Genomic DNA, 12,600 nt, shown 5'->3' on the forward strand with positions numbered 1-12,600 from the left:
CTGGCCTCAGCGGGCGGTCACGTGTAGCAGCCCTCGGCGAGCCAGGCGCCGTCGGCGTGCAGCAGCACCCAGGCATCGCCCTCGCCGTCGAGCAGCTGGATGCGGTGCACGACGTCGCCGAGGTCGCGGCGCCGGATGGGCCACGGCCCCGCCCACGCCACCACGCGGCGGCGGCCCGCCGCGGGCGGCACGAACCAGGCGGGCGCGCCCTCGCGCACGTCGAGCGCCTCGGCCTCCACCTGCGCGCCCGCCCCGTCGACGAGCCGCACCGCGAGCGGCGGCCGGAACACGGTCGTCGGCCTCGGGGCGGGCAGCGCGCCCGGCCACGGCCCCTGCTGCACGGCGGGCGCGGCGTCGCCCCAGGGCGTGAGCACGCCGCGCTCGGCGAGCAGCCGCCCGCCGCCGGGCGCGGCCGTGAGCACCGCCTCGCGCCCGAGCATGCCCTGCAGCCGCTCGAGCGCGTGCTTCGCGCGGTCGTCGATGCCGCCCCCGCCCCACAGGCCCGGCATGTGCTCGGCGTCGGGGTCGAGCCGCTCGGGCAGCGCCTGCACCTCGACGAGCGCCGAGCCGAGGTCGCTCTCGGCCAGCTGCCACCGCATCCGGTCGACGATGTCGGGAGCGCGCAGGAACCCCGGCTGCCGCCAGAGCCGCTCGCTCACGCGCCCCTCCTCGGCGCGCAGCACGATGCGGATCTCGCTGCACACGAGCCGCTGCTCGGCCAGCTGCCGCACGAAGCGCTCCACGGGCTCGCGCACCGCGAGCGCCAGCTCGGCCGTGCCCTCGAGCCCGGGCTCGAACGCGAGGCGCAGCACGCGCTCCTCGCCGAGCCCCGGATCCTCCACCCGACGGTCGTCGTCGCCGCGCGCGCGGGCGAGCGCGACGAGCCCGGCCTCGCCGAAGCGGTCGCGCACGCTGTCGTCGGGGAGGCGCGCGAAGCCGCCGAGGGTGTGCACGCCGAGGCGGTGGAGCATGCCCGCGAGCTCGCCCTCGCCCAGCACCCCCACGGGCAGGGCGGCGAGGAACGCGGCACTGCCGCCCGTCGGCACGATCGCGCCCGCCTCGGCGGCGAGTTCTGCGGCGAAGCGGTCGTCGGCCACGCCCACGACCGCCGTCAGACCCATGGGCGCGAGCGCGCCGCGCACGGCGGCGATCGCGCCGGCCTCGGAGCCGTAGAAGCGGCTCGCGCCGCGCATGCGGAAGGCGAGGCCGCCCTCGCCGATGGGCTGCGCGGCCGGCACGACGGCGTGCACGGCGCGCAGCACCCGCTCGAAGGCGAGCGACTCCCCCACAGGATCCGCGGGCGCGAGCGCGAGCATGGGCGCGGCCGCCTGCGCGTCGCGGATGCGCATGCCGGGACGCACGCCCTCGGCTCGAGCGCCCTCGTCGCACGCGACGATGCGCATGGCGTGCACGACGGCCCCGGGCGAGCCCTGCTCGCCCCCGGCGGGGAGGGCGCCGGTCTGGCGCGCCACGACGACGGGCCAGTCGGGCACGCGGAGCACGCCGATGCGGCCACGGACGCGGCTCGGCGCGCGCTGCGCCGCCTGCCCGTCCGGGCCTCCGGTCTGCTCGATCCCCACGGTCCATGATCGAACATACGTTCGAACGCCGTCAAGCCGCGTCGGCGCGTCGCGGCGTCGCCGGGCATGCGGAGGTGCGGGACGCGGCTCGCGCGCCCCGCACCTCCCGATCCGTCACCGCGTCATGCGAGCGCGGCCTCCCACGAGCAGCAGGACCGCGCCGAGCAGGAGCAGGGCGAGCGCAGGCAGCGCGAGCCCCGTCACCGAGGCGCCGGTCTGCGGGAGCATGCCGGCAGCCTCCTCCTGCACCGACAGGTCGGTCTTGCCGCTGTCACCGGGCTGGCCCGGGTCACCGGGCACCATCGGGTCCGTCGGGTCCGTCGGGTCCGTCGGGTCCGTCGGGTCCGTCGGGTCCGTCGGGTCCGTCGGGTCCGTCGGGTCCGTCGGGTCCGTCGGGTCGACCGGGTCCGTCGGGTCCGTCGGGTCGACCGGGTCCGTCGGGTCCGTCGGGTCGACCGGGTCCGTCGGGCCGACCGGGTCCGTCGGGTCCGTCGGGTCGACCGGGTCCGTCGGGTCCGTCGGGTCGACCGGGTCCGTCGGGTCCGTCGGGCCGGCGGCCGTGGCGCAGTCGCCCGTCGAGGCGTCGCCGAGCACGCCGAGCGCGTTGCAGCCGATCGCCACGGGGAGCTCGACGCCGATGCCGCCGATGATCCCGCCGAGGAGGCCGTCGCCGACCTCGCCCGCGGTGCCGTCACCGGCGCCGGGAGCGGAGGCCGACGTGTCCGACCCCTCGGTCGTGGCGTCGCCGCCCACGGCCACGGCGTTGCCGCCGACGGCCACGGGGAGCGCAGCGCCGACCTCGGCCACGATGCCGCCGAGCAGCCCGTCGTCGCCCGAGGCCGAACCGGCCTCGCCAGCGGTCGAGCCCGAGCCCGTCATGGCACCCTCGCTCACAGCGTCGCCACCGACCGCAACGGCGTTGCCGCCGACCGCGACCGGAGCCGCAGCCTCGACATCCGCCAGCACGCCACCGAGCAGGCCGTCATCGCCCGAGGCCGAACCGGCCTCGCCGGCCGTCGAGCCCGAGCCCGTCGTGGCACCCTCGCTCGACGCGTCACCCAGCACGCCCACGGCGTTGCCGCCGACCGCCACCGGAGCAGCAGCCTCGACATCCGCCAGCACGCCACCGAGCAGGCCCTCGTCGCCCGAGGCCGAACCGGCCTCGCCAGCGGTCGAGCCCGAGCCCGTCATGGCACCCTCGCTCACAGCGTCGCCACCGACCGCAACGGCGTTGCCGCCGACCGCGACCGGAGCCGCAGCCTCGACATCCGCCAGCACGCCACCGAGCAGGCCGTCATCGCCCGAGGCCGAACCGGCCTCGCCGGCCGTCGAGCCCGAGCCCGTCGTGGCACCCTCGCTCGACGCGTCACCCAGCACGCCCACGGCGTTGCCGCCGACCGCCACCGGAGCAGCAGCCTCGACATCCGCCAGCACGCCACCGAGCAGGCCCTCGTCGCCCGAGGCCGAACCGGCCTCGCCAGCGGTCGAGCCCGAGCCCGTCATGGCACCCTCGCTCACAGCGTCGCCACCGACCGCAACGGCGTTGCCGCCGACCGCGACCGGAGCCGCAGCCTCGACATCCGCCAGCACGCCACCGAGCAGGCCGTCATCGCCCGAGGCCGAACCGGCCTCGCCGGCCGTCGAGCCCGAGCCCGTCGTGGCACCCTCGCTCGACGCGTCACCCAGCACGCCCACGGCGTTGCCGCCGACCGCCACCGGAGCAGCAGCCTCGACATCCGCCAGCACGCCACCGAGCAGGCCCTCGTCGCCCGAGGCCGAACCGGCCTCGCCAGCGGTCGAGCCCGAGCCCGTCATGGCACCCTCGCTCACAGCGTCGCCACCGACCGCAACGGCGTTGCCGCCGACCGCGACCGGAGCAGCAGCCGAAGCGTCCGCGACGGTGCCGGACAGCACGCCGTCGTCACCGGAGGTCGACGCGCCCGATCCCGCGCCAGTCGTCGCCGAGCCCGTCGTGGCACCCTCGCTCGACGCGTCACCCAGCACGCCCACGGCGTTGCCGCCGACCGCCACCGGAGCCGCGACGTCGCCGAGCACCTGACCGCCCGAGCGCAGCCCGTCATCGCCCGACGTCGAGGTCGCCGCCTCGCCCGAGTCGCTCGAGGCCGTGGCCTCCGAGCCCTCCGACGACGCGTCGCCGGCGACGCCGATCGCGTTGCCGGACACCGTCACCGGTGCCGCGACGTCGACGACGCCCAGGATGCCCGAGGCGATGCCGTCGTCGCCCGAGGCCGTCGAGCCGGAGCCCGACGAGCCGGTCGACGCCGACGACGCCGACGAGCCCTCGCTCGTCGCGTCGCCGAGCACGCCCAGCGAGTTGCCCGAGACGGTCACCGGAGCGGCGACCGAGACGAGCGCGGTGCTGCCCGAGAGCAGGCCGCCGATGCCGGACGTCGAGACGTCGGCCGACGGCTGCTGCGCCGAGCTGTTCGATGCGGCATCGGTCGACTCGGCGTCGCCGGCGATCCCGATGGCGTTGCCGCCGATCGTCACCGGCGCCGAGATCGACACCACCGCCTGGTTGCCCGACACGAGGCCTTCCGCGCCATCGGTGTCGGCTGCACTGGCGATCCCAGTGCCTGCGGCCCAGAGGCCGCCGGCGAGCGCTGTCGTGCACAGCACTCGCATCGCGAGCTTTCGCATCGCTCTCTCCTTCTGATCGATCCAGCCGCCCCGCTCCGGGGCGGCGAAGCATGCTGCGCCGAGCGCAGCCGCGGATCGGTCAGTCGGGGCTGGAGTCGTGCTCCTGGATCGCGGAGTCGGGGGTGCGCTCGTGCTCGATCGCACCGGTCGCGCCGCCCGCGAGCGCGGGCAGGACAACGGTCTGGGTGTCGGCCGGGGTCGTCGCCGAGGCGGCGCCCGTCGCACCGGCGGAGCCGGACGGCGCCGCGGGCGAGGCGCCGCGGTCGAGGGACAGGAGCCCGGAGATCGTGGGGGCTGCCGACGTCGCCGCATCGCCGTCGACGGTCGAGGCGGGCGCGCGATCGGTCATCGCGGCGGCGGCCGGCGCGGCAGCGACGGCGTCGCCCGCGTCAGCGGCTCCGCCATCCTTCGCGCCCTGCACATCGCTCTGCGCATCGTCCGTCGCGTCCGCAGCACCGGGCTCGTCGGCGACGGGCGGCGCGGCGATCGGCGCACCGGGGATGGGCGCCTCGGGCAGCGGCACCTCGGGCAGCGGGAGCTGCGGCACGCTGCCCGATCCCGGCGGCACGACGGCGTCCACCACGGGGTCGACGACCTCCTCGACCACCGGGTCGACAATGCCCGCCACCGGCGCCTCGCCCAGCACGTCGTCGACGACCGGGAGCGCGCCGACCGCGTCGTCCACCACGTCGACCACGGGATCGACGACGTCGACGACCAGGTCGCGCACGGGCGTCACGACGGGCTCGAGCGGCGCTGCGACGGGCCGGACGACCTCGACGACGGGCGTCACGATCGGCGCCGCCACGGGCTCGACGACGGGCCGCAAGGCCTCCACCGCGGCGACGGGCGCCTCCACGGCGCGCTCGACCACGGGAGCGATCGGCTCGACCACGGGAGCGGCGACGGGCTCGACGATCGCGTCGACCGCGCGGGTCGCGGGCGCGAGGGCGTCGGTGATCGACGACGCCTGCGTCGCGACCTCCTGGACGGGCGCCGCGAGGGGCTCGGTCACGTCGCCGACGAGGCCGCCGACCTCCTGCACCACGCCGCCGAGCAGGCCGCGGCCGTCGTCCTCCGCCGCGGTGGCGGCACCGCCGCCCACGAGGAGCGAGAGCCCGACGGCGCCGATCGAGGCGGCGCCGGCGACCACGGCGAGGCGGAGCATGCGGGCTCGCACGCCTGCGCGCTGCTCCATGGCTCTCACCCCCGTCATCGTGACCTGCCGGTTCGTACCCAGGACTGTACGGACGTCCAAGACGGACGACAAGTGGACTCAGCGTCCTGCCAGCGGCTTCGGATGGCGCGCCCGGCGTCGCGCGTCAGGCGACGAGCTCCTGCGCCGCGCCCGGCAACGGCTCGATGCCCGTGATCGGGATGCGCGCCAGCCGCGGCGCGCCGCCCGTCGCGGCCTCCACGACGAGGCTGCCCGCGGCGATGCGCCCGTCGCCCGCCGCGAGCCCCTCCCACTCGGCGCGCACGCTGCGCACGACGGTCGCGGCGCCCTGCCAGGGGCCCGCGACGAGCAGGGTCGACGACGCCTGCCGCAGCCGAGCGGCGAGCCTCGCCGCGTCGGTCGGGGCGACCCTGCCGGGCGAGGCGGCGAGCACCACGGGCATCGCCTCGGCGAGGCTCGCCACGACGTCGAGCCACGCCCGACCGGGGTGGGGCACGAGCGCGACCCGCTCGATCGGCACCCCGAGGTCGCGCGCCGCCTCGATGCCGAGGTCGGGCATGCCCACGATCGCGCCCCACGCACCCCCGGGGAGCGCGGCCCCCATGCACGCGAGGGCGAGGCTGCGCGACTCGATGCTGTGCACGGCGCCTGCGCGGAGGCTCTGCACGACATCGCCGAGGCCGGCGGGCACGGGCGCCGCGCGCTCGGGCACCGCCTGCGCCTGCTGCATGCCGCGCAGGCGCTCGCGCAGCGCCTCGACCGTCGCCGTGCGGTCGTCGCCCGTGCGTCGCTCGAGCCTCGTCGCAGCCATCCTCACCCCTTCATCTTCGAACGTGTGTTCGAACGCGTCAACAGCCTGCGGCGTGTCCGCATCGTCCCCGCGTGGGAGGATGAGCCGTCCCGCGCAGCGACGAGGAGGCCCCGATGGCGACGACCGCCGACGACGCGAGCGTCGCACGAGCCGCTGACGCGGCGTCCGCGCCCGACCCCCGCCAGGAGGCCGTCCGCGGCCCGGTCCTCTGCGTGACCACGAACCCCGCGATCGACATCACGTACACGATCGACGAGCTGCGGCCCGGCACGAGCCACCGAGTGCCCACGGGGCTCGCACGCGCGGGCGGCAAGGGCGTGAACGTCGCGCGGGTGCTGCACCAGCGCGGCGAGGAGGCGCTCGTCGTCGCCCCCGTCGGCGGTCCCGTGCGCGACATCTTCGTGCACGACCTCGACCGCTCCCGGATCCCCCATCGACTCGTCGAGGTCGACGCGCCCACGCGCCGCACGACCGCGATCGTCACGCCCGCGGGCACCACGAACCTCAACGAGCGCGGCCAGGCGATCGGCGCGGACGAGTGGTCGCGCGTGCTCGACGCGCTGCGCGAGGAGGCCGGCCGCGCGCGCCTCGTGATCTGCTCCGGCTCGCTCCCCCCGCAGACCCCGGAGGGCCTGTGCACGTCGATCGTGCGCATCGCCGCCGAGGCCGGCGCCCACGTCATCGTCGACGTCGGCGGCGAGCAGCTGCGGCAGGCGGTCGCCTCGGGCGCGCGCGCCGCGAAGCCCAACCGCCACGAGCTGCTCGAGGCCATGGGCGGCAGCGATCCGCTCGACGCCGCGCGCCGCCTCGCGGCCTCCGGGACCGGCACCGTGTTCGCCTCCCTCGACGTCGAGGGCATGCTCGCGGTGCTGCCCGACGGCCGCGCCTGGCACGCGATGCTCGACGGCGTGCTCGAGGGCAACCCGACCGGCGCCGGCGACGCCGCGGTCGCCGCGCTCGCGCAGGCGCTGTGCGAGGGCGTGCCGCTCGAGGAGCAGGCTCGCGCGCGCGACGGCGTGGTCGGCGGCGGCCGTGCTGGCGCCGCAGGCGGGCTCGATCGGCGATCCCGAGGAGCTGCGCGGGCGCATCCGCATCCGCCCGATCGGCTGATGCGGGACCGCGCCGGAGCCCTCCGACCCCCAGCCTTCCGGGAGGCGCCGGGCAGCGGCGCGCTGGTACGGTGACGGCATGGACACCCTGCGCCTCGAAGAGCTCTCGGCCGGCAACGTCGTCGCGGCCAACGGCATGACGCTGAAGCGTGGCCAGGAGGCGTTCCTCGCCGCGAACGCGCGGCTCGACGAGTTCGTGAACGTGCAGAGCGCGTGGCAGCGGGTCGTCTTCGACGGTGACGAGCCCGTCGCCTTCGTCATGGCCTACTTCGACCCCGAGGTCGACCGCGAGGAGTACCGCTCGAGCGTGCTGCGGATGTACGTGGCCGGCAACGCCCAGCGCAAGGGCGTCGGCACCTACACCGTCGAGCAGGTCGCCGAGGAGGCGCGCCGCCAGGGCTTCGACAGCCTCTACGCCGTCTGGGAGGACGGCGACCAGGGGCCCGGCCGCTTCTTCCAGGCGGTCGGCTTCGAGGTCGTCGGCGAGTCGGAGTACGGCGAGGTCATCGGCCGCAAGGCCCTCTAGCCCCAGCATCGCGGAGGCCCCCGAGCAGCAGCTCGGGGGCCTCCGTCGTGCGAGCGCGGCTCAGACGAGCGAGTCGCGCCAGGCCCGGTGCAGCGAGGCGAACTTGCCGCCCTGCTCGATGAGCTCGGCAGGGCTGCCGTCCTCGATGATCCGGCCGTGCTCCATCACGAGCACGCGATCCGCGATCGCCACCGTCGAGAGCCGGTGGGCGATGATGATCGCCGTGCGGTCGGCCAGGAGGGTCGTGAGGCCCTCCTGCACGAGCCGCTCGGAGGGGATGTCGAGCGAGGCCGTGGCCTCGTCGAGGATGAGCACCCGCGGGTCGGCGAGGAACGCGCGCGCGAACGACAGCAGCTGCCGCTGGCCTGCGCTCACGCGCCCGCCGCGCTTGTTCACGTCGGTGTCGTAGCCGTCCGGCAGCGCCTCGATGAAGGTGTGCGCGCCCACCGCGCGTGCGGCGGCCTCGATCTCCTCGTCGCTGGCCCCGGGCCTGCCGAGCGCGATGTTGTCGGCGACGGAGCCGGAGAAGAGGTACGCCTCCTGCGTCACCATGACGACCGCGCGGCGGAGGTCCTCGTCGGCGAGCTCGCGCAGGTCGACCCCGTCGAGGCGCACCGCGCCCGCCGAGGGGTCGTAGAAGCGCGAGACGAGCTTCGCGAGGGTCGACTTGCCGGCGCCCGTCGTGCCGACGAGCGCGATCGTCTGCCCGGCCGGGATGTCGAGGTCGAAGCCCGGCAGCACGACCTTGCCCTCGCCGTACGCGAACTCGACGCCGTCGAAGTCGATCGCGCCGCGAGCCTGCGGCAGCGCGCGCGGGCGCTGCGGCTCGGGCACCGTGGGCCGCTCCTCGAGCACGCCCGAGATCTTCTCGAGGGCCGCGGCCGCCGACTGGTAGCCGTTGAAGAACATGCCGATGCCCTGGATGGGCTGGAAGAAGGTGCGCGCGTAGAGCGCGACCGCCAGCAGCGAGCCGACCGCGAGCTCGCCCTCGAGCACGCGGAACGCGCCGACCGTCACGACCGAGGCGATCGTGAGCGCGCCGATCGACATGATGCCCGGCTCGTAGATGCCGAAGATCTGGATGGTGCGGAAGTTCGCGTCGCGGTACGCCTCGACCTTGCCGCCGAAGTCGCGCTCGTTCTCGGGCTCGGTGCGGAACGCCTTGACGGCGCGGATGCCCGTCATCGTCTCGACGAACTTCACGATCATCTGCGCGCTCGTCGTGCGGGTCTCGCGGAACAGCACCGTGGAGCGCGATTGGAACCAGCGGGTGAGCAGCGTCGCCGGCACGAGCGCGATGAGGATGACGATGCCGCTCGTGGGGTCGAGCACGATCATCGCGATGGCCGTGAAGGTCATGAACAGCACGCCGCGCACGAGCTCGTTGAGCCCCTGGTCGAGCAGGTCGCGGATCGACTCGAGGTCGCTCGTCTGGCGCGCGATGATGCGGCCGGACGTGTAGGACTCGTGGAACTCCAGGCTGAGGCGCTGCGTGTGGTCGAACAGCCGCCGGCGCAGCGTCAGCAGCACCGCCTGGCTGACCTTCGCCGTGCCGATCGTGAAGACGTAGAACGCGATGCCGGAGAGGATCGCGGCCACGACGTAGCCGCCGCCCGCGAGCCACAGCGGCATCGCGTCGTCGGCCTGGAGCGCCGGCAGCGCCACGTTGATGCCGAACGCGAGGATCGCGGGGCCCGCGACCGTCATGCCCGTCGCCACGATGACGAGGGCGGCGATGCCCACGAGGGTGCGGCGGTGCGGCCGCACGAGCTCGAGCAGCAGCCGCTGCGAGCGCTTGCGGAGCGCGCGCGACTCCTCTTTCGTGTAGTCGTCGCGCTCCTCGCCCTGGACGCCCTGGATGCTCATCGGTCCTCCTCCCGGTCCTGGCCGGAGCCGGCGATGCCGGCGTCGATCTGCTGGAACGCGCCCGTCGCGACCTGCTCGAGGTCCTGGCGGTCGCGCTGGGCCTCCTCGAGGCTCGCGATGACGTGCACGTAGTGGTCGTTGCGCGCGAGCAGCTCGGAGTGGGTGCCGACGTCGTCGATGCGGCCGTCGCGCATGAGCGCGACGCGGTCGGCGAGCTGCACGGTCGAGGGGCGGTGCGCCACGATGAGCGCGGTCGTCGAGCCGAGCACGTGCCGCAGGGCGTCCTCGACGAGCGCCTCGGTCTCGACGTCGAGCGCCGAGAGCGGGTCGTCGAGCACGAGCACGGCGGGCTTCGCGGCGACGGCGCGCGCGAGCGCGAGGCGCTGGCGCTGGCCGCCGGACAGCGAGAGGCCCTCCTCGCCGATCGTCGTGTCGAGGCCCTCGGGCAGGTCGTGGGCGAACGACGCCTGCGCCACCTGCAGCGCCTCCTCGACGAGCGCGTCGGAGCGCTCCGGGGCGCCCATGAGCACGTTGTCGCGCACCGAGGCCGAGAACAGCGTCGCGTCCTCGAACGCCATGGCGACGTGCGTGCGCAGCTCCTCGAGGGTGAGGTCGCGCACGTCGACGCCGTCGAGCGTGACGCGACCGTCGGTCACGTCGTAGAGGCGGCCCGGCAGCGCGGTGAGCGTCGTCTTGCCCGAGCCCGTGACGCCCACGAGCGCCATGGTCTCCCCGGGCTCGATCGCGAGCGTCGCGCCGTCGACGAGGTCCCGCTCCTCGGCCGCCGCGTCCTGGTAGCGGAAGTGGACGTCCTCGAACACGAGCCGTCCGCGCGGGCGCTCGATCGACCGCGGCTCCTCCGGGTCGACGATGTCCTCCTCGGCGTCGAGCACCTCGAACAGGCGCACCGAGGCGTTGGTCGCGTCGATCGCGAACGCGTAGAGGAAGCCGAGCGACTCGATCGGCCAGTTCAGCACGACCGCCGTCGAGAGGAAGCCCACGAGCTCGCCCACCGTGAGGAGGCCCTCCGAGACCTGCCAGATGCCGACGACGAGGCAGACGGCGTAGGAGACGAAGGGGATGATCGTCAGCCACATCCACAGCATCGCCTCGCTGCGGGCCTTGGTGAGCTCGGTCGAGCGCAGCGACTCCGCCTGCCGCTCGAAGCCCTCGAGCGCGGTGGCCCCTCGGCCGAAGGCCTTGAGCACGCGGATGCCGTGCACCGACTGCTCGACGGCGGTGGCGAGGTCGCCCTGCTGGTCCTGCGCCCTGCGCGCGACCTGCGAGTAGCTCTGCTCGAAGCGGAAGGCGATCACGACGATCGGGATCGACGTCACGATGAAGAGCGCGCCGAGCAGCGGGCTCCAGGTGAGCAGGATGCCGAGGCCGATGAGCAGCGTCAGCAGGTTGGTGATGAAGATGACCGCGCCGAAGGCGAAGAAGCGGCGCAGCATGCCGAGGTCGCCGACGGCGCGCGAGAGCAGCTGGCCGGACTGCCAGCGGTCGTGGAAGGCGATGGGCAGGCGCTGCAGCTTGGCGTAGAGCGTCTGGCGCATCGTCGCCTCGATCGCCGTCGAGGGCAGCGTGACGAAGAGGCGGCGCAGGAAGACGAACACGGCCTCCGTGAGGCCGAGCAGCAGGATGGCGACGCCGCCGATCCAGATGAGCGACTGCTCGCCGCTCGTCAGCGGCCCGTCGACCAGCCAGCGGAGGGCGACGGGGATGAGGAGGGCCACGACGGCGGCGACGAGCGCCGTGGCGATGCCGGCGATGAAGCGCGGCAGCACGGGGCGCACGAACGGCATGAGGCGCCGCAGCGAGGGGAGGATCTTGGGGCGCTCGTGCGCCTGGGGGGTCGCGGAGGGCGATGCGGGGGGCATGGGGGTCCTTGCGGGGGCGCAGGCGTGATGCACCTGCGGCGATGGCTGCGGCGGGTGGCCGCGGGAGGTGGTGCTGCGTCGATCGTCGGCGGTGCCGCCGGCACGACGGGGCGAGCGGAGCTCGCGGCGGGGCGGTGCCCTGCTCCCTAGCGGCGTCCGAAGGGGCGGACGGCGACGAGGAGGGCGGGCGCGGCGGCGAGCGTGGCGGTCGTGGTCGAGCTCATGGCTTCCTCCTTCGTCAGCCGTGCCGTGGTCCGGCGCGGTCAGCCCTGCAGTCTATGACCACGCTGTGGTGGACGTCCAGCCCCGATCCGGTATTCCCGATCGCTCGGCGTGTCGCGGTCAGCGGGAGCCCGCGGGCAGCGCGTCGAGCAGCGCCCGGGCGTCGGCCGGGCGCGGGAGCAGCAGCACCGGCGGCGCCGCGGGATCGGCGTGCCAGCGCCGCATCCGCTCGCGCTTGCTCCGCCACGACCGGACGTGCCACGCCACGATCGAATCCGCCGAGAGCACCCGGCCGAGCGTCTCGACGTTGCCGTTGCAGACGAGCTCGCGCGTGCGGATGCGCCGCCAGGTGCGGCGCACGAGGCGCGCGAGCGAGACCGCGCGCGGGTAGTCGAGCGCGACGACGACGTCGACGCGGGCGAGCGCGTCGGCGTTCTGGCCGCCGTAGACCGAGTCGAAGACGTAGCCCTCCCCGTCGAGGAGCGGCAGCACGACCTCGCCGAGCTCCTCGCGATCGAGCTGACGCCACCCCGGCTGCCAGGCGATCTCGTCGATGAGCACGACCGGCAGCCCCAGCCGCTCGCCGAGCGCCGTCGCGAGCGTCGACTTGCCCGAACCCGTCGCGCCGAAGCAGAGGATGCGCCGCGCGCTCCGGACGTCGTCGATGCTCCCTGCGCTCATCCGGCGACCCTACCCGGGCCCCGCCCCGTCCCTCTCGTCCCGTCCCGCATCGCAGGCTCAGCGGCCAGCGGACGCGATGGTCGCGCC

The 12,600-nt window shown here is 75.2% G+C and carries 9 protein-coding genes; 2 read left to right on the top strand and 7 right to left on the bottom strand.

All coding sequences use genetic code 11. The annotated features are described in order from the left end of the window. Positions 1 to 17 precede the first annotated feature (17 nt). From OVA14_RS02035 to OVA14_RS02050, 4 genes are all read right to left on the bottom strand, one after another. Positions 18 to 1,580 carry a DNA polymerase Y family protein gene (locus OVA14_RS02035; protein ID WP_267504652.1) on the bottom strand — a complete coding sequence of 521 codons (1,563 nt, stop codon included), beginning with the start codon at positions 1,578 to 1,580 and terminating at the stop codon, positions 18 to 20. A gap of 114 nt (positions 1,581 to 1,694) precedes the next feature. Further along, the gene (locus OVA14_RS02040) at positions 1,695 to 4,130 is read right to left on the bottom strand and encodes a beta strand repeat-containing protein (RefSeq protein ID WP_267504653.1); all 2,436 of its coding nucleotides are present in this window, start codon (positions 4,128 to 4,130) and stop codon (positions 1,695 to 1,697) included. Between the two features lie 190 nt (positions 4,131 to 4,320). Then, positions 4,321 to 5,439 (bottom strand): hypothetical protein, encoded by a 1,119-nt coding sequence (locus tag OVA14_RS02045; protein WP_267504654.1) that lies wholly within the window; start codon positions 5,437 to 5,439, stop codon positions 4,321 to 4,323. A gap of 124 nt (positions 5,440 to 5,563) precedes the next feature. Next, positions 5,564 to 6,229, bottom strand: a complete 666-nt coding sequence (locus tag OVA14_RS02050) for a hypothetical protein (RefSeq protein WP_267504655.1) — start codon at positions 6,227 to 6,229, stop codon at positions 5,564 to 5,566. A 113-nt stretch (positions 6,230 to 6,342) separates the two neighbouring features. Between OVA14_RS02050 and OVA14_RS02055 the strand changes: the two genes are divergently transcribed. Both OVA14_RS02055 and OVA14_RS02060 read left to right on the top strand, forming a co-directional pair. Beyond that, on the top strand, positions 6,343 to 7,413 hold the full coding sequence (locus OVA14_RS02055; protein ID WP_267504656.1) for a 1-phosphofructokinase family hexose kinase: 1,071 nt from the start codon (positions 6,343 to 6,345) through the stop codon (positions 7,411 to 7,413). 4 nt (positions 7,414 to 7,417) lie between these two features. Further along, complete coding sequence (locus OVA14_RS02060) at positions 7,418 to 7,864, top strand: GNAT family N-acetyltransferase (protein ID WP_267504657.1); 447 nt, start codon at positions 7,418 to 7,420, stop codon at positions 7,862 to 7,864. Positions 7,865 to 7,924: 60 nt separating this feature from the next. On the opposite strand, the gene OVA14_RS02065 is transcribed toward OVA14_RS02060, so the two are convergent. The 3 genes from OVA14_RS02065 to OVA14_RS02075 all read right to left on the bottom strand — a co-directional run bounded on the left by OVA14_RS02065 (position 7,925) and on the right by OVA14_RS02075 (position 12,513). Then, on the bottom strand, positions 7,925 to 9,730 hold the full coding sequence (locus tag OVA14_RS02065) for an ABC transporter ATP-binding protein (protein WP_267504658.1): 1,806 nt from the start codon (positions 9,728 to 9,730) through the stop codon (positions 7,925 to 7,927). Further along, on the bottom strand, positions 9,727 to 11,610 hold the full coding sequence (locus tag OVA14_RS02070; protein ID WP_267504659.1) for an ABC transporter ATP-binding protein: 1,884 nt from the start codon (positions 11,608 to 11,610) through the stop codon (positions 9,727 to 9,729). Before OVA14_RS02070 ends, OVA14_RS02065 begins: the two co-directional genes overlap by 4 nt. Positions 11,611 to 11,952: 342 nt before the next feature. Continuing rightward, the gene (locus OVA14_RS02075) at positions 11,953 to 12,513 is read right to left on the bottom strand and encodes an adenylate kinase (protein WP_267504660.1); all 561 of its coding nucleotides are present in this window, start codon (positions 12,511 to 12,513) and stop codon (positions 11,953 to 11,955) included. Between the last annotated feature and the right edge of the window lie 87 nt (positions 12,514 to 12,600).

It is taken from the genome of Agrococcus sp. SL85 (assembly GCF_026625845.1).
In the GTDB taxonomy this organism is placed as follows: domain Bacteria; phylum Actinomycetota; class Actinomycetes; order Actinomycetales; family Microbacteriaceae; genus Agrococcus.